This is a genomic window from Enterobacter sp. R-25, assembly GCF_049913205.1.
Lineage (GTDB): Bacteria > Pseudomonadota > Gammaproteobacteria > Enterobacterales > Enterobacteriaceae > Enterobacter > Enterobacter ludwigii.
The window spans coordinates 113,369-130,020 of record NZ_CP183982.1 but is presented as its reverse complement, the minus strand read 5'-3'; the positions used below and the strand labels follow the sequence as shown (position 1 = coordinate 130,020).

Below are 16,652 nucleotides of genomic sequence, written 5' to 3'. Positions count from 1 at the left end.
TCTCTTAGCTCAGCAGCGGATCGAGTCCACCACGGGCATCGAGCGCATACAAGTCATCACAGCCGCCAATGTGCTGCGCATCAATAAAAATCTGCGGAACCGTCGTACGACCACTACGTTGGATCATCTCTTCGCGTTTAATCGCGTCACCGTCAATCGGCAGTTCTTTGAACGCTACGCCTTTGCTGTTCAGAAGCGCTTTTGCACGGTGGCAGAACGGGCACGTTGCTTTGGTGTAGATCTCGATATTGGCCATTACTGAACTCCTTATTTACCGCGAACCAAAGGAAGATTTTCCCCGCTCCAGCCGGAAATACCTTCTTTCAGAACCGTTACGTTTTCGAAGCCTGCTTTATGCAGCGCGCTGGCAGATTCCTGCGCCTGCATACCGGTCGCGTCAACAACGATAATCGGCTGGGCTTTATGTTTCTCAAGCTCGCCAACGTTGTTCGCTTTGATTTCAGCAGGTAACAGGTTGATAGCACCAGCAATGTGACCTTTACGGAAATCGTCACGCTGACGCAGATCGACCACGACGGCATCTTCTTTGTTAATCAGACGCGTCGCTTCACCACGGGTGATAACCTTAATCTTAGACGTCAGGCCTTTAAATGTGGTGAACAGCACAGCAGCCAGCAGGCCAATCCACGCGATGCTCAGAACCGGATGGCGGCTAACGAATTGCATAATTTCTTGCATGGAGGGTAACTACTCCGACTTAGTGATTAAAAAAAACCAGGACAGGAGTATACCTGTGCGTTGTGGCAAATACAGCCAGCGACCATAACCTAATCCATTTTCTGAGGCCTGCCACCTAAAAAATTGCCTCAAAAGCGTCCGCTAAGCACCTTGCCCCTGCGCTTTCTTTGATCTTCTGCGGCTATTTGATCGATTCAGCTGTAGTAAAATTACGCAAATTTTGACTCTTGAGCATGAGGTTGTCGCAATGTCGGTTTCTAAAAAACCTATGGTACTGGTGATTCTGGATGGCTATGGCTACCGTGAAGATCAACAGGATAACGCCATTTTCAACGCCAAAACGCCGGTGATGGACGCGCTGTGGGCAAAACGTCCCCACACCCTGATTGATGCGTCCGGGCTGGAAGTGGGTCTGCCAGATCGTCAGATGGGCAACTCCGAAGTGGGTCACGTAAACCTGGGTGCAGGTCGTATCGTGTATCAGGACCTGACGCGTCTGGACGTTGAAATCAAAGAACGTACCTTCTTCAACAATCCAGTGCTTTGCGGCGCGGTGGACAGAGCCGTGGCGGCCGGTAAAGCAGTTCATATCATGGGTCTGCTCTCCGCCGGTGGCGTACACAGTCACGAAGATCACATCATGGCGATGGTTGAACTGGCGGCTGAGCGCGGCGCAGAAAAAATCTATCTGCACGCTTTCCTGGACGGTCGTGATACGCCACCACGCAGCGCAAAAGGTTCACTGGCCTCCTTCGAAAACAAATTCGCCGCGCTTGGCAAAGGACGTGTGGCCTCTATCATCGGGCGCTACTACGCAATGGACCGCGACAACCGTTGGGATCGCGTTGAACAGGCCTATGACCTGATGACGCTGGCAAAAGGTGAATTCCAGTTCGCGACCGCGGTGGAAGGTCTGGAAGCCGCTTACGCGCGTGATGAAAACGATGAATTCGTGAAAGCAACCGTCATTCGTGCTGAAGGCCAGGCTGATGCCGCCATGGAAGACGGCGACGCGCTGATCTTCATGAACTTCCGTGCTGACCGCGCGCGTGAAATCACCCGTGCGTTCGTGAACAGTGATTTCGACGGTTTCACCCGTAAGAAAGTGGTGAAGATCGACTTTATTCAGCTGACCGAATACGCCGCTGACATCAATGCGCCATGCGCTTATCCACCCGCTTCACTGGCCAATACCTTCGGTGAGTGGATGGCGAAGAACGACAAGACCCAGCTGCGTATCTCCGAAACCGAGAAATATGCCCACGTCACCTTCTTCTTTAACGGCGGTGTTGAAGAGCCGTTCAAAGGCGAAGATCGCATTCTGATTAACTCACCCAAAGTGGCCACCTACGATCTGCAGCCAGAAATGAGCTCTGCCGAGCTGACTGAAAAACTGGTTGCGGCAATCGAAAGCGGCAAATACGACACCATCATCTGTAACTACCCGAACGGCGACATGGTGGGTCATACCGGCGTGATGGAAGCCGCCGTAAAAGCGGTTGAAGCGCTGGATCACTGTGTTGACCAGGTCGCGAAAGCGGTTGAATCCGTTGGTGGCCAGCTGCTCATCACCGCTGACCACGGTAACGCAGAACAGATGCGCGACCCGGCAACCGGCCAGGCGCACACCGCTCACACCAACCTGCCTGTTCCGCTGATTTATGTGGGTGATAAATCACTGAAAGCAGTGGAAGGCGGCAAGCTTTCCGACATCGCACCAACCATGTTGTCGCTGATGGGCATGGAGATCCCTGAAGAGATGACTGGTAAGCCGCTGTTCATCGTGGAATAATCGCTCCCCATGAGGGGAAAGGCGATTTTTTCAATCACATGGGTCGTGAAGCCGCTTAGGTTATCAGTCAGACCTCTGCTTTGCGCCAGCGCACTCAGCGCTGGCGTATTGCTGTGCGCCGCATCCGCCCACGCGGATGACCGTGACCAGCTGAAATCCATTCAGGCCGATATCGCCGCGAAAGAGCGTGCGGTACGCCAGCAACAGCAACAACGCTCTGCTCTGCTCGCTCAGCTTAAGCAGCAGGAAGAAGCCATCTCCGCTGCCGCACGTAAATTACGTGAAACGCAAAACACCCTCGCCCAGTTGAATAAACAGATCGACGAAATGAACGCGTCGATTGCCAAACTGGAACGCCAGCGTGATGCCCAGGAACGCAACCTTGCCGCACAGCTTGATGCTGCTTTCCGCCAGGGAGAGCACACGGGCCTTCAGCTGATCCTCAGCGGTGAAGAGAGCCAGCGCGGTCAGCGTCTGCAGGCCTACTTTGGTTATCTGAACCAGGCGCGTCAGGAGACTATCGCGCAGCTGAAACAGACGCGCGAAGAGGTCACCACGCAAAAAGCCGAGCTCGAAGAGAAGCAGAGCCAGCAACAGACGCTGCTCTACGAACAGCAGGCGCAACAAGCGAAGCTCGAGCAGGCCCGCAACGAGCGCAAGAAAACCCTTTCCGGTCTCGAGTCCTCTATTCAGCAAGGCCAAAGCCAGCTGAGCGAAATGCGCGCCAACGAATCGAAACTGCGTAACAGCATCGCCCGCGCGGAAGCGGCGGCGAAAGCGCGCGCCGAAAAAGAGGCCCGCGAAGCGCAGGCCGTACGCGACAAGCAGCAGGAAGCCTCACGCAAAGGTACGACCTACAAGCCAAGCGAAAGCGAACGCTCCCTGATGTCACGTACCGGCGGTTTAGGCTCCCCTCGTGGTCAGGCTTACTGGCCCGTTCGCGGTACAATTCTGCATCGCTATGGCGAACAGCTGCAGGGTGAACTACGTTGGAAAGGGATAGTTATCGGTGCGTCTGAAGGTAGCGAAGTAAAAGCCATCGCTGATGGCCGTGTGATTCTGGCCGACTGGCTGCAGGGTTACGGGCTTGTGGTAGTGGTGGAGCACGGTAAAGGCGATATGAGCCTTTACGGCTACAACCAGAGCGCACTGGTCAGCGTCGGTACTCAGGTGCGCGCCGGCCAACCCATCGCCCTCGTGGGCAGCAGTGGCGGTCAGGGCCGCCCGTCACTCTATTTCGAAATTCGTCGCCAGGGTCAGGCGGTCAATCCACAGCCGTGGTTGGGAAGATAAGTTTTGCTTCAATTTCGTCGAATTGTTCTCTCCTTCACCAGTGCACTGGCGCTGGCAGCACCGGTCTACGCTGGCAAACTCGCGATAGTGATTGATGACTTCGGTTATCGTCCGCACACCGAGAATCAGGTGCTGGCTATGCCGGCCGCCATCTCTGTCGCCGTCCTCCCGAATGCGCCGCACGCGCGTGAAATGGCGATCAAAGCGCATAACAGCGGCCATCAGGTTCTCATCCATCTGCCGATGGCACCGCTCAGCAAGCAGCCGCTGGAAAAAGATACTTTGCGCCCTGATATGAGCAGCGATGAGATCGATCGCATCATTCGCGATGCTTACAATAAAGTGCCGTACGCCGTCGGGCTGAACAACCACATGGGTAGCGCGATGACCTCCAGCCTGTACGGGATGCTCAAAGTGATGCAGTCGCTGGAGCGCTATAACCTCTATTTCCTCGACAGCATGACCATCGGCAACAGCCAGGCGATGCGTGCCGCGCAGGGTACAGGCGTGAAGGTAATAAAGCGCAAGGTGTTCCTCGATGACACCCAGAACGACGCGGATATCCGCGGACAGTTCAATCGCGCCGTACAGCTAGCCCGACGCAATGGCTCGGCTATTGCTATCGGCCACCCGCACCCGTCTACCGTTCGCGTTCTGCAGCAGATGCTGCCGACATTGCCCTCTGATATTACGCTGGTTCGTCCAGGCGATCTGCTGAATGAGCCACAGGTTGATACGTCGCGTCCTGGCAATGCACAGCCACCGGTAACGCAGCCGCGCAATCCATTCAGGGGTGTGAAAATTTGCAAGCCTAAGCAGTCACCAGAGCCTGTATATGCTACTCGATTCTTTACCGTGATAGGGGAAAGTATCAGCCAAAGTTCCTTAGTGAAATATATGCAGCATCAATGGCAAGGCTGGGGTAAAAAAGCATAATTGGCCCGCCAACGCAGGCGGGCAGAGCATGGCAACGAGATGAGCGCCCGTATACTTCCTGCATGCGGGCTATTTTTTATCCTCAAACTGATACCAGGCTTTGAAATATTTGAGAAAACTGTATAGCGTTGCATAGAGTCCCGTCACGACGCCCACTTTCCCCTGCCGCCAGGCACCACTGAAAAGATACCATTTAAAAAACGCCCCAATGGCACTAATAAGGCCTCGTCCAATTGAAGGGCGGATCTTCTGATATTTGACCAGCCTTGTTGTATAGCTATTGAGCTTATTAAACACTTCATTCAGGTCATAAAAGGTATCATGGCGTACATGCCCAGCCATGATGAAAGCATTAAGTTCACCTTCCACCTTGTCATCTACTGGTCGGAGATTAAATTTTGCACAGGTGCGATTAAAAAGACGTACAGGGAAATCTGGCGACGATACTGGATAGATAGTACGAACTTCTTTTCCGAGTACGTACCAGTGTCGAGCAATACGCCAGGCATGATCCGGTGGAGGCTCAGCCCCACTCTTCAGATTCAGAATAAAGGATACAGTCAGGTCATCCAGGATTTCATCGCTATCCATGCATAACACCCAATCATGAGATGCAAGACTCACCGCATAGTTCATTTGGTCCCCATGCATCGTATATTGTCTATAGATAGGGCTTAAATTATAACTTTCACAAATGGATAGCGTGTTATCTTTACTTCCGGAATCAACAACAATCATTTCATCTGCAATTTTAAGAAGAGGAGGCAGAACATGGTTAAGAACCCTGGCTGAATTGCAGGTGAGTAAACAAACAGTTAACTTGAACATTCCCTTACTCTTTTCGAAAATGACCTACACAATTGTAGCAGGGAAAGTCTATTTAAGTGAATATCGAAACAATCAGCAAATAATAAATAAAATCGTCTTTTGTGACATCCATTCCATACTCTTCATTCCTTAAAGTAGGCCTGTAAACATACTTTTGCCTTTATCCAGGCACTAAAAAGCACTGTTTGACCAGCAGAGAGTGACCTGCACAGCGCGCCAAGCGCCATAACTCATTGAAATTATTAAATAAAAAATTAATTCCTCATTAAAATAGATGTTCACATTACTTATCATTATGCTTATACTGTTAGCAGAATGTTTAAAATGTGGTTTGTCAAACAAATGAAAAAAATCATCCTTTATTTTAAAGCACTTAATCGCCAACGAAATCATAAGACTCATGAATTAAAACGTCGGCTTAAACTCTATAAATTATCTAAAAACATTCCCGATAAAAGAGGCAAACCTTTCGATAGTTCCTCAGTAAAGCGGATCCTTTTTCCTTTTTTAGATTTAGGGATTGGTGATGCCGTTTGTCATACCGGCATGTGGAGAGAACTGAAAAAGGCTGGGTATATTGTCCAGATCGCGGCAGAAGAAAGAAACAGGGCTTTATTTGAAAAAATCGTTGATATTGATGAGATTTTTATCATTGATATCAATGATTTAAACTCCATCTCACAAATAGAGACTGACCTGATCATTAATCCTTATGCATGGATGAAAAGAAAAGAGCTCTTTAGTGTACAACTGCTGCAGAAAACGAAATATAAATATGCGATGAGTTTTGGTGGCTGGCTTAATAAGCCCTACAATTTACAACTGCCAGCGGAGGGAGACTTTCACATTACTGATCCACAGAAAAAGATGCTTACTGCATTAAATATTCACAGGAAACACTTATCTTACTCTTTACCAGCTTTACCGAGCCACGAAGAGACTATTAATGAGTATCTTCTTCCTTTTAAAGGAAAAAAGTGGATCGTAATCAACCCCTTTGCCAGTGTAGATGAGCGAAGTCTTAGTCGCGAGCAATTAGTAAGCCTGATTTCAAAAATTTCAGAACCAAAAGATAATCATATTTTCATTGTTGGTGAAAGAAAAAAGACTGAAAAATTAAACATTCAGGATCCTGCAGTTTCCGTATCTATTTTCCCGTCATTATGGGACACCATTGCGCTAATCAAGCAAGCAGACCTTGTCATTTCAGTGGATACCGCTATTGTCCATATTGCCTGCGCTTTAGATAAAAAGCTCGTAGCTATATATTACTCAATGCTTCTTGATCATAATAAGAATTACGAAGGCAATAAAATATTCGGCCCGATAGGCGAAAATGCAAAACAACTTATTTTCAATAAATACGATAGAAAAATCGACATAAATTTAATTGCCACTGAAGCCAAGAATATTTTAGATGGCAAATGCGTTATAGAAGAAAAAGATAAATACCTGTGATGAAAGCCGGTCGGATTTAAATCCGGCCGGCTTTTACTCTCAATCCCAGCTCAGGATAACCTTCCCGGACTGGCCAGAGCGCATCGCGTCAAAGCCTTCCTGGAACTCATCGATGGAGAAGCGATGGGTGATAATCGGAGAGAGGTCCAGACCAGACTGGATCAGTGCCGCCATCTTGTACCAGGTTTCGAACATCTCGCGGCCGTAGATACCTTTGATGAACAGCCCCTTGAAGATAACCTTGTTCCAGTCGATAGACATATCAGACGGTGGAATGCCCAGCATCGCAATACGTCCGCCGTGGTTCATGGTGTCCAGCATGGTGCGAAACGCCGGTGGTGCGCCGGACATCTCAAGACCCACGTCAAAACCTTCGGTCATGCCCAGCTCTTCCATCACGTCGCTCAGGCTCTCTTTAGAGACATCCACCGCGCGGGTCACGCCCATTTTGCGCGCCAGCGACAGGCGATACTCGTTCACATCGGTAATCACCACATTGCGGGCACCAACGTGCTTCGCCACCGCGGCCGCCATAATTCCGATGGGACCCGCGCCGGAAACCAGCACATCTTCGCCGACCAGGTCGAAAGAGAGCGCCGTGTGTACCGCGTTGCCGAAGGGATCAAAGATAGAGGCCAGATCGTCAGAAATGTTGTCCGGGATTTTGAACGCGTTAAACGCCGGGATCACCAGATATTCTGCGAAGCAGCCCGGACGGTTCACGCCCACGCCGATTGTGTTACGGCACAGGTGCGTGCGTCCACCGCGGCAGTTACGGCAGTGACCACAGGTAATATGACCTTCACCCGAGACGCGGTCGCCAATGTTGAAGCCTTTTACTTCCTGACCCATGCCCACCACTTCGCCGACATATTCGTGGCCCACGACCATCGGTACCGGAATGGTTTTCTGCGACCACTGGTCCCAGTTGTAGATATGAACGTCAGTGCCGCAAATGGCGGTTTTACGAATTTTGATCAGCAGATCGTTATGACCGACTTCCGGCTCCGGCACGTCGGTCATCCAAATCCCTTCTTCCGCTTTCAGTTTGGATAACGCTTTCATCACACGTCCTCAGGCAATTACGCCCAGCTGTTTGCCGATGCGGGTAAAGGCTTCCACCGCACGTTCAATTTGTTCAGGCGAATGCGCCGCAGACATCTGGGTGCGGATACGCGCCTGGCCTTTTGGTACCACCGGGAAGAAGAACCCGGTAACGTAAATTCCTTCTTTCTGCAGCTCGCGAGCAAAATTCTGCGCCACAACCGCATCGCCCAGCATCACCGGGATAATGGCGTGATCGGCACCGGCGAGCGTAAACCCTGCGGCACCCATTTTTTCACGGAACAGACGGGCGTTTGACCACAGACGGTCGCGCAGCTCAGCGCCAGACTCCACCATTTCCAGGACTTTAATGGATGCGGCAACGATCGCCGGTGCCAGCGAGTTGGAGAACAGGTATGGACGGGAACGCTGGCGCAGCCACTCAACCACCTCTTTACGCGCAGCAGTATAACCCCCTGACGCGCCGCCGAGCGCTTTACCCAGCGTACCGGTGATAATGTCCACGCGACCCATTACGTCACAGTATTCGTGAGATCCACGGCCGTTCTCACCAACAAAACCGACGGCGTGTGAATCATCAACCATCACCAGCGCATCGTATTTGTCTGCCAGGTCGCACACGCCCTTCAGGTTGGCAATCACGCCATCCATAGAGAACACGCCGTCTGTGGCAATCAGCACATGGCGGGCACCTGCTTCACGCGCTTCTTTCAGGCGCGCTTCCAGTTCCACCATGTCGTTGTTGGCGTAGCGGAAGCGCTTCGCTTTACACAGGCGCACACCGTCAATGATAGAAGCGTGGTTCAGGGCGTCGGAGATAATGGCATCTTCTGCGCCGAGCAGCGTCTCAAACAGACCACCGTTGGCGTCGAAGCACGAGGAGTACAGGATCGCATCTTCCATCCCCAGGAAGTCCGCCAGCTTTTTCTCAAGCTGCTTATGGCTGTCCTGCGTACCGCAGATAAAGCGTACGGAGGCCATACCGAAACCGTGGGTGTCCATGCCTTGTTTTGCCGCGGCAATCAGCTCAGGGTGATTCGCAAGACCTAAGTAGTTGTTCGCACAAAAGTTGATCACATGGCTGCCATCGGCAACGGTGATGTCCGCCTGCTGAGCAGACGTGATAATACGCTCTTCTTTGAACAACCCTTCCGCACGTGCGGTGTCGAGGTCGCTGTTTAACTGTTTGTAAAAATCACCACGCATTGCAATTCTCCAGACTCGGCAAATTTTGGCACATATTACCCAACCCTGGCCGCCATGACGAGATGACACATTATCTCTTCTCGTTTTTGCAGCATAAATCACGTGTACCCTTGCGCTATGTCGGTGAATGGCTGAAGGGCAGCCATACTAATGATATGATAAGAACATTAGCGTCCGGGATTGTCCCCGGACTCCACACTTCAAAGGTTACAGTTATGATCATCGTTACCGGCGGCGCGGGCTTTATCGGCAGCAACATTGTTAAGGCCCTCAATGACAAAGGCATCACCGACATTCTGGTGGTGGACAACCTGAAAGACGGCACCAAGTTTGTAAACCTGGTGGATCTGAACATCGCTGACTATATGGATAAAGAAGACTTCCTTATCCAGATTATGGCAGGTGAAGAGTTCGGCGAGATCGAAGCCATCTTCCACGAAGGTGCATGCTCTTCCACCACCGAGTGGGATGGCAAGTACATGATGGACAATAACTATCAGTACTCCAAAGAGATCCTGCATTACTGCCTGGAGCGTGAAATTCCGTTCCTGTACGCCTCTTCTGCAGCAACCTACGGTGGCCGTACGTCAGACTTCATCGAATCCCGCGAATATGAGCAGCCGCTGAACGTCTATGGCTACTCCAAATTCCTGTTCGATGAATACGTGCGTCAGGTTCTGCCTGAAGCCAATTCCCAGATTGTGGGTTTCCGTTACTTCAACGTGTACGGACCGCGCGAAGGCCACAAAGGGAGCATGGCGAGCGTCGCGTTCCACCTGAACACGCAGCTGAACAATGGCGAAAGCCCGAAACTGTTTGAAGGCAGTGACGGCTTCAAGCGTGATTTCGTCTACGTAGGCGACGTGGCGGCAGTGAACCTGTGGTTCTGGGAAAACGGCGTCTCCGGTATCTTTAACCTGGGGACAGGCCGTGCGGAATCCTTCCAGGCCGTGGCGGACGCCACCCTGGCGTACCACAAAAAAGGCAGCATTGAATACATTCCGTTCCCGGACAAACTGAAAGGTCGTTACCAGGCCTTCACGCAGGCGGATTTGACCAACCTGCGTGCGGCGGGTTACGACAAACCGTTCAAGACCGTTGCCGAAGGCGTAACGGAATACATGGCCTGGCTGAACCGCGACGCGTAAGTATGAAAATTCTGGTGATCGGCCCGTCATGGGTGGGCGACATGATGATGTCGCAAAGTCTCTATCGCACGCTCAAGGCGCGTTATCCCCAGGCGATAATTGATGTGATGGCACCTGCCTGGTGCCGTCCGTTGTTATCGCGTATGCCGGAAGTTAACGAGGCGATCCCAATGCCGCTCGGCCACGGCGCGCTGGAAATTGGTGAGCGTCGCAAGCTCGGCCATAGCCTGCGCGAAAAGCGCTATGACCGCGCCTATGTCCTGCCTAACTCCTTTAAATCCGCCCTGGTACCCTTCTTTGCGGGCGTCCCCCATCGCACCGGCTGGCGTGGAGAAATGCGCTACGGTCTGCTAAACGACGCGCGCGTGCTTGATAAAGACGCCTGGCCACTCATGGTCGAGCGCTACGTCGCGCTGGCCTATGACAAAGGCGTGATGCGCAGCGCAAAAGATCTGCCGCAACCGCTGCTCTGGCCCCAGCTCCAGGTCAACGACGGTGAGAAATCCCACACCTGCAACGCGTTTGGAATTTCATCAGAACGCCCTATGATCGGTTTCTGCCCGGGAGCAGAGTTCGGCCCGGCAAAACGCTGGCCGCATTATCATTACGCTGAGCTGGCAAAACAGCTGATCGATGAAGGTAATCAGGTCGTGTTGTTTGGCTCGGCGAAAGACCACGAGGCGGGTAACGAAATTCTGGCTTCGTTGAATACAGAACAGCAGGCATGGTGCCGTAATCTGGCAGGGGAAACCCAGCTGGAACAGGCGGTAGTTTTACTTGCCGCCTGTAAAGCCGTCGTCACCAACGACTCAGGCCTGATGCACGTCGCCGCTGCGCTCAACCGGCCGCTGGTTGCTCTGTATGGCCCCAGCAGCCCTGACTTTACGCCACCGCTTTCTCATAAAGCGCGCGTCATACGTCTGATCAGCGGTTATCACAAGGTGCGAAAAGGCGATGCGGCTGAAGGCTATCACCAGAGCCTGATCGACATCACGCCCGAGCGTGTCCTTGAAGAGCTCAACGAGCTGCTGTTGAGTGAAGAAGGATAACGGATGCGGGTATTGATCGTTAAAACCTCTTCCATGGGCGATGTCCTGCATACTCTGCCGTCGCTCACCGACGCCATGCAGGCCATTCCCGGCATTCGTTTTGACTGGGTGGTGGAGGAGGGCTTCGCACAGATCCCCACCTGGCATGAAGCAGTAGACCGCGTGATCCCGGTTGCTATCCGCCGCTGGCGTAAAGCGTGGTTCTCAGCACCGATTAAGGCTGAACGTCAAGCCTTCCGTGATGCGGTGCAAGCGCAGCGTTACGATGCCATCATTGACGCACAGGGTCTGGTCAAAAGCGCCGCGCTGGTCACGCGTCTGGCGCACGGCGTAAAGCACGGTATGGACTGGCAAACCGCCCGCGAGCCGCTGGCGAGCCTGTTCTATAATCGCCGCCACCATATCGCGAAACAGCAGCACGCCGTGGAGCGCACCCGCGAGCTGTTTGCGAAAAGCCTCGGCTATGCAAAACCGGACACGCAGGGTGATTACGCTATTGCGCAGCATTTTTTGCGCGATGCGAAGACGCACACACCGCCCTATCTGGTCTTTCTGCATGCCACAACGCGCGATGATAAGCACTGGCCGGAATCACACTGGCGAAGACTCATTGAGCTAATGCAACCGACCGGCATCCATATTAAACTCCCGTGGGGCGCAGAACACGAAAGGCAACGCGCAGAGCGTTTGGCCGCGGGTTTTTCAAATGTGGAAGTGTTACCTAAACTCACGCTGGCTCAGGTTGCCGCGCAACTGGCAGGCGCCAACGCCGTCGTATCCGTGGATACCGGATTAAGCCACTTAACCGCAGCGCTGGACCGCCCCAATATCACCCTCTTCGGTCCGACCGACCCGGGACTGATCGGGGGGTACGGTAAAAACCAGCATCAAATGGTCAGTCCGACGCAGCAGATGAGAGACATTACCGCAGATGCGATTTTTTCGTTTTTACAGGGCAGCCATCGGCTTTCTAACAGGGATATTTAACCCATGAGTTATGTATTTCTGCTGATTTTACTTTTTCCGGTGAAACTCATCCGGAAGCTGTTTCGCAAAGACACGGGCAGAAACCTTGTCATTCAGACAGCCAAAATCGGTGACTTTATCAATGCAACGCCTCTACTGGCGTATCTGCAAAAAAGCGATGTGCTGATCAGCCGCAGCGTTAACGCATTGGCTCAGCATGACGACAGTATCGAAGAGATCTTTTTTGTGGAGCAGCAAAAGCGCAACCTGTGGCGTAAGCTCTGCTTCGCCTGCCGGATAATGAATCGCTACGACAATGTCTATCTGCTGCAGCCCAACAGTGTGAATCTCTTTTTCGCCTCAGCCTGTAATGCAAAAAACAAACAATTTTTAAGCACTTATACACGCAGGTGGTATCACGGAATTTTTTATGCCACGGCTGATGGTACCGTTGAGCATGGCAAAAAGACGCTGTCCGTCACTAACTATCTCAAGCTCGCCGATCGCGCGCTCACCTGGCAGGACTCACCCAAGCACGCCACAAAGCCCCTGTTCAAGCCTGCGGTTTACCCGCAAATTCTCGATAAACCCGGGGTTATCCGAATTGGTATCAGCATTTCTGCCGGTAACAAAGCAAAGACGGTTCCCCCGGCAATCTGGAAACGTATTGTCGATCATCTTGCCGACCTGCCCTGCGAGTTTTATGTTTTTGGCGCACCAAACGAACAGCCGTGGATGGATGACATCACCCGCGCTTACGGTGAAATTCCCAATTTTATCAACCTCATTGGCAAAATATCGCTCGAAGAACTGCCGTGGGCGATATCCAAAATGGATTGTTATATTGCGTCAGATTCAGGGAATATCTACATTGCCGATGCGGTGGGCGTCCCGGTGGTGTTGCTGTTTGGCCCTTGCTGCCATTATGAACAACGTCCGCTTGGCAAAGTATTGCTGATTGGGAATGATGAAAATATAAACTCTTACGTCTTTGAAACGCGTTACTACTTCAGCCAGCCGAAAGAAGAGCTCTTTGAGGTAACAGACGAAGATTTGGCAAAAATCAGTCATTTGTTGTCTACTGTTGCGCATAAAAATAGTGAAATCAAGAAGGCTTAAGATGGGCTCTCTGACTAAGCAGTTTTATCGTTATACTCATAAACGAAACATGCGTCACAATGAAAATTTGTGGCCGTATGTGAAGATTGCGCGTAATGAAAGCGGCGAGATTTCTGATTTTGTCTATCGTGGTCAGCCCGTTCAACTTACCTCCCTCACTTCTCTCAAAAATGCATTTAGCGGAGAAGTGTTAATTACCGCCACTGGCCCCTCAGTCAAAAAAATAGATTTTTCAACATTACCCGTAGATGTCATTCGTACGGGGGTAAATGGGGCATGGCACCTTCATAACCAGCTTAATTTTAGCCATTACTTTATCGTTGACATGACTTTTATTGACCGGCAAACAGCGTTGTTAAAGCGTATCGTGGCCAATAAAAATTTGCTTCTGTTTACAACGGCTATGGGGGTGGTTAAGCTTATTGACCGTTTTTCATACGAAAATATCCACTGCCAGATAGCCATAATCGAAGATATTTGCTACGAAACGTATAAACCCTCAATCAAACGCGAAGCGCTTTTTGATACCCTCAAGGATCGTCCTGGGATCGTTTTTTCTGAAAATACGCCAAATAGCGCTTTTAGCCTCGATATTTGTCAGGGTATTGTTGATGCCGGTACAGTGGTTTACTGGGCATTGCAGGTCTTATATTACATGGGGTTCTCAAAAATCTATATTGCTGGACTGGATATGACACACTTCTCTCAACCGCGATTTTATGAGAAAGCCGAAACCATGCTGCCTTCGTTTCTGGAAGATAAAGTACAGGATATTGTTCTTCCTGCACTCTCTCTTGCAAGTAAGATTTTTGCTTCTGCAAACAAAGAGGTGATTAATCTTTCCCCTCAAAGTGCTATACCTTCTTCTGTTTTTGTCAGAAAGGATTTTACGGATGTATTTAAATAGACTGCCGCGTATTACATTTTACCCTTTTGTAGCATTTATGTTTTTAAGCATGATATTCTGTGGGGTATCTAAGGTAAATATTCTTTTCCACGTTTCCCTGGCCCTTTTTCTTATCACTATAATGCTGGTAAAAAGCGCCAGAGAGCGGTTTATACATGACAAAGAATTTCTTCCTGCACTTGGGCTGCTAACTCTCTTTGTCCTTTATTTTTCCCTCTCGAACCTTTGGGCCGAGACATCACACTTAAGTTCTGCTCTTACCCATTCATTTTACATCCTTATTTTCTTCTGCCTGTACCGGCAATGTGAGCTTGAAAACAAGAAGACATATCTTGTTGGCGCGGCCTATTTTGGCATTATCGTACTCACGTTGATGACATTTATTTATGTTAACAAGCCTCACCTGTTCGTTGGGCGTTTAATGAACGCTTTTCCTTATGCACCCGACAACGTCATTGATCTGGGTGGCTATATGGCATTGGGGATTATTTTAAGTGCAATTCTCGTTCGAGAAACCCGCAGCCTTTGGTATTATGTTCCGGTTCCGTTGTTGTTGAGTGGCTTATTACTGACGCAAAGCCGCGGACCATTATTGGCGTTAATAATAGCAACAGCTGTCATATTCTGTATTAAACCAAAATGGAACAACAAATTTGTGTTCTTGTCCCTGGCCTCTCTGCTTATACTGGGCATTACACTTTATTACAGCGGTTTTTACGACCTGCTAATAAAGCGGTTTGAAGATTCTAACCAGGCTGGCTCCGTTCGTTTTGGCATCTGGCAGCATGCTTTTGAAGTAACAAAAGAAAGATTAGTATTTGGCTGGGGATTTAATAAAGAGCTGTCATTCATTAATGGTTATGAACAGCATGTGACGACTACACACAGCCTCTACTTCGGTGCCTTTCTTAAGGGCGGAATTGTAGGGCTAACGCTGTTTTTAGCGATGATTGCCTACGCATTCAGGCAATGCCTGAGACACCTTGCTGTAGACCACAAAGCCGAGGTTGCGGTACTGATTTTCGCGCTCGTATTTTATTCCACTCAGGGGATGTTCGTTATCAGTAATCCTCGAGAATACTGGGTGTTATTCTGGATACCATTAGCCATCATATTTAGTACACCCGTGAAAAAAACCGTTCAGAGATAATCTTTAGGCGCCGGTTAACCGGCGCTTCTTTTACTCCGATAAAACTCCGCCAGCGTCATCCCCACCGTCTTGTCCGACAGCCATGTAAACAACTGTTCCAAATCCTGGTACAACCCTTCAATGGCCGCATCATCTTTGAACGTAGGACTTCCGCCGGGCATAAATTCTGAAGAATGGAGCATAAACTCCACATAATCATTGCCCTGCGACAAGCACTGTTGTGCGACCTTAATCATCTCAGACGCATTTCCACCGGACGGACGCAGCCAGTTAACTGACGGGGAACGGTATTTCCCACGCAGCCGATCGTAGCCCTGTTTAACGGTGTTCAGCCAGGCCGGGTGTTTATACTGAATACTCATCGGCACTTCGAGCAGAGGGCTATTTCCCGGGCGGGAAATATCCTCTGTATCGATAAAGTAGGCATGGTCAGGGAAATGCTGGTAATTCGTTCCTCCGTGACCCTGCGGCGCCCCTTTGGCATTTCGCCAGTTCACCCGTGGGGTGACGGAACAGTCAACCTGATAACCCAGCTCTATCAGCAAGTTTGCGTAGCGACGATCAAACGCCCAACGCCCGGCACGGTGGCTCAGCATTTTGGTCTGGAAGGTCTCTTCCAGTAAGTGCGTCATAAAAAGCACTTTCTCGCGCATAATTTCATCTGAAAACTCAATCAGATAAGGCTGCCAGCGCCAGTCATCACCGGTGAGGTCATGTTCAGGTGGGCTGTTCCACGCATGAAGATGCATGCCAACCTCGCCCTGGCCGCGGGCAATCACATCTTTTGCGAACTCAATGAAAACCGGTTCGATCGCCATCTCATAGTTGGTCAGCCAGACCGGCTTAAAACCAAAACGCTCGCATAGCGCCTGAAATCGTGCCAGGTAGCGTGCATTTTCCGTTTTGATAACACGGTGGTTTTGCCAGAGATTATCGCCTTCTGTATCAATGGTGATGATAAACGCTGGTTTTTTCATAATGAGTCCGTAAGACGTAAGAGTGAGGGCTATGTTACGCACTCTGCGAAGGAGGAGTA

General features: G+C 50.6%; 16 protein-coding genes. 10 read left to right on the top strand and 6 right to left on the bottom strand.

All coding sequences use genetic code 11. The features are described from left to right. Positions 1-4 precede the first annotated feature (4 nt). Positions 5-256, bottom strand: coding sequence for a glutaredoxin 3 (gene grxC / locus ACN9MQ_RS00645; protein WP_014168078.1), 252 nt, complete (start codon positions 254-256; stop codon positions 5-7). A gap of 11 nt (positions 257-267) precedes the next feature. Further along, positions 268-699, bottom strand: a complete 432-nt coding sequence (locus ACN9MQ_RS00640; protein ID WP_014168077.1) for a rhodanese-like domain-containing protein — start codon at positions 697-699, stop codon at positions 268-270. Between the two features lie 247 nt (positions 700-946). Here ACN9MQ_RS00640 and gpmM point away from each other — a divergent pair, with 247 nt between their 5' ends. From gpmM to ACN9MQ_RS00625, 3 genes are read left to right on the top strand one after another with little or no spacing between them, the layout of a single operon-like run. Next, positions 947-2,491, top strand: coding sequence for a 2,3-bisphosphoglycerate-independent phosphoglycerate mutase (gene gpmM / locus ACN9MQ_RS00635; protein WP_063214986.1), 1,545 nt, complete (start codon positions 947-949; stop codon positions 2,489-2,491). Positions 2,492-2,524: 33 nt separating this feature from the next. Continuing rightward, positions 2,525-3,784 (top strand): murein hydrolase activator EnvC, encoded by a 1,260-nt coding sequence (gene envC / locus ACN9MQ_RS00630; protein ID WP_025206449.1) that lies wholly within the window; start codon positions 2,525-2,527, stop codon positions 3,782-3,784. 3 nt (positions 3,785-3,787) lie between these two features. After that, positions 3,788-4,720, top strand: coding sequence for a divergent polysaccharide deacetylase family protein (locus ACN9MQ_RS00625; RefSeq protein ID WP_426021483.1), 933 nt, complete (start codon positions 3,788-3,790; stop codon positions 4,718-4,720). A gap of 69 nt (positions 4,721-4,789) precedes the next feature. On the opposite strand, the gene ACN9MQ_RS00620 is transcribed toward ACN9MQ_RS00625, so the two are convergent. Beyond that, positions 4,790-5,548 (bottom strand): glycosyltransferase family 2 protein, encoded by a 759-nt coding sequence (locus ACN9MQ_RS00620; protein ID WP_063214984.1) that lies wholly within the window; start codon positions 5,546-5,548, stop codon positions 4,790-4,792. 324 nt (positions 5,549-5,872) lie between these two features. On the opposite strand from ACN9MQ_RS00620, the gene ACN9MQ_RS00615 reads away from it, so the two are divergent. Continuing rightward, positions 5,873-7,006, top strand: coding sequence for a glycosyltransferase family 9 protein (locus ACN9MQ_RS00615; RefSeq protein WP_426021484.1), 1,134 nt, complete (start codon positions 5,873-5,875; stop codon positions 7,004-7,006). Positions 7,007-7,045: 39 nt separating this feature from the next. Here ACN9MQ_RS00615 and tdh read toward each other — a convergent pair whose 3' ends face one another. Beyond that, positions 7,046-8,071 (bottom strand): L-threonine 3-dehydrogenase, encoded by a 1,026-nt coding sequence (gene tdh / locus ACN9MQ_RS00610; RefSeq protein ID WP_020882675.1) that lies wholly within the window; start codon positions 8,069-8,071, stop codon positions 7,046-7,048. A 9-nt stretch (positions 8,072-8,080) separates the two neighbouring features. Then, positions 8,081-9,277, bottom strand: a complete 1,197-nt coding sequence (kbl, locus tag ACN9MQ_RS00605; protein ID WP_020882676.1) for a glycine C-acetyltransferase — start codon at positions 9,275-9,277, stop codon at positions 8,081-8,083. Positions 9,278-9,492: 215 nt separating this feature from the next. Here kbl and rfaD point away from each other — a divergent pair, with 215 nt between their 5' ends. The 6 genes from rfaD to ACN9MQ_RS00575 are packed head-to-tail and all read left to right on the top strand — an operon-like array spanning position 9,493 to position 15,616. Next, a complete protein-coding gene (rfaD, locus tag ACN9MQ_RS00600) occupies positions 9,493-10,425 on the top strand; it encodes an ADP-glyceromanno-heptose 6-epimerase (RefSeq protein WP_008502707.1) in 933 nt (310 codons plus the stop codon). Between the two features lie 2 nt (positions 10,426-10,427). After that, positions 10,428-11,474 (top strand): ADP-heptose--LPS heptosyltransferase RfaF, encoded by a 1,047-nt coding sequence (gene rfaF / locus ACN9MQ_RS00595; protein ID WP_020882677.1) that lies wholly within the window; start codon positions 10,428-10,430, stop codon positions 11,472-11,474. Positions 11,475-11,477: 3 nt separating this feature from the next. Continuing rightward, positions 11,478-12,461: a lipopolysaccharide heptosyltransferase RfaC gene (gene rfaC / locus ACN9MQ_RS00590; RefSeq protein WP_032679328.1), complete on the top strand. Its 984-nt coding sequence runs from the start codon at positions 11,478-11,480 to the stop codon at positions 12,459-12,461. A 3-nt stretch (positions 12,462-12,464) separates the two neighbouring features. Further along, positions 12,465-13,559 carry a glycosyltransferase family 9 protein gene (locus ACN9MQ_RS00585; RefSeq protein WP_426021485.1) on the top strand — a complete coding sequence of 365 codons (1,095 nt, stop codon included), beginning with the start codon at positions 12,465-12,467 and terminating at the stop codon, positions 13,557-13,559. A gap of 1 nt (position 13,560) precedes the next feature. After that, on the top strand, positions 13,561-14,466 hold the full coding sequence (locus ACN9MQ_RS00580; RefSeq protein WP_422712892.1) for a sugar glycosyltransferase: 906 nt from the start codon (positions 13,561-13,563) through the stop codon (positions 14,464-14,466). Then, the gene (locus tag ACN9MQ_RS00575; RefSeq protein ID WP_025206457.1) at positions 14,453-15,616 is read left to right on the top strand and encodes an O-antigen ligase family protein; all 1,164 of its coding nucleotides are present in this window, start codon (positions 14,453-14,455) and stop codon (positions 15,614-15,616) included. Before ACN9MQ_RS00580 ends, ACN9MQ_RS00575 begins: the two co-directional genes overlap by 14 nt. Before the next feature lie 14 nt (positions 15,617-15,630). Here the strand turns inward: ACN9MQ_RS00575 and ACN9MQ_RS00570 are convergent, their stop codons facing one another. Then, positions 15,631-16,593: a polysaccharide deacetylase family protein gene (locus tag ACN9MQ_RS00570; protein ID WP_108647642.1), complete on the bottom strand. Its 963-nt coding sequence runs from the start codon at positions 16,591-16,593 to the stop codon at positions 15,631-15,633. Between the last annotated feature and the right edge of the window lie 59 nt (positions 16,594-16,652).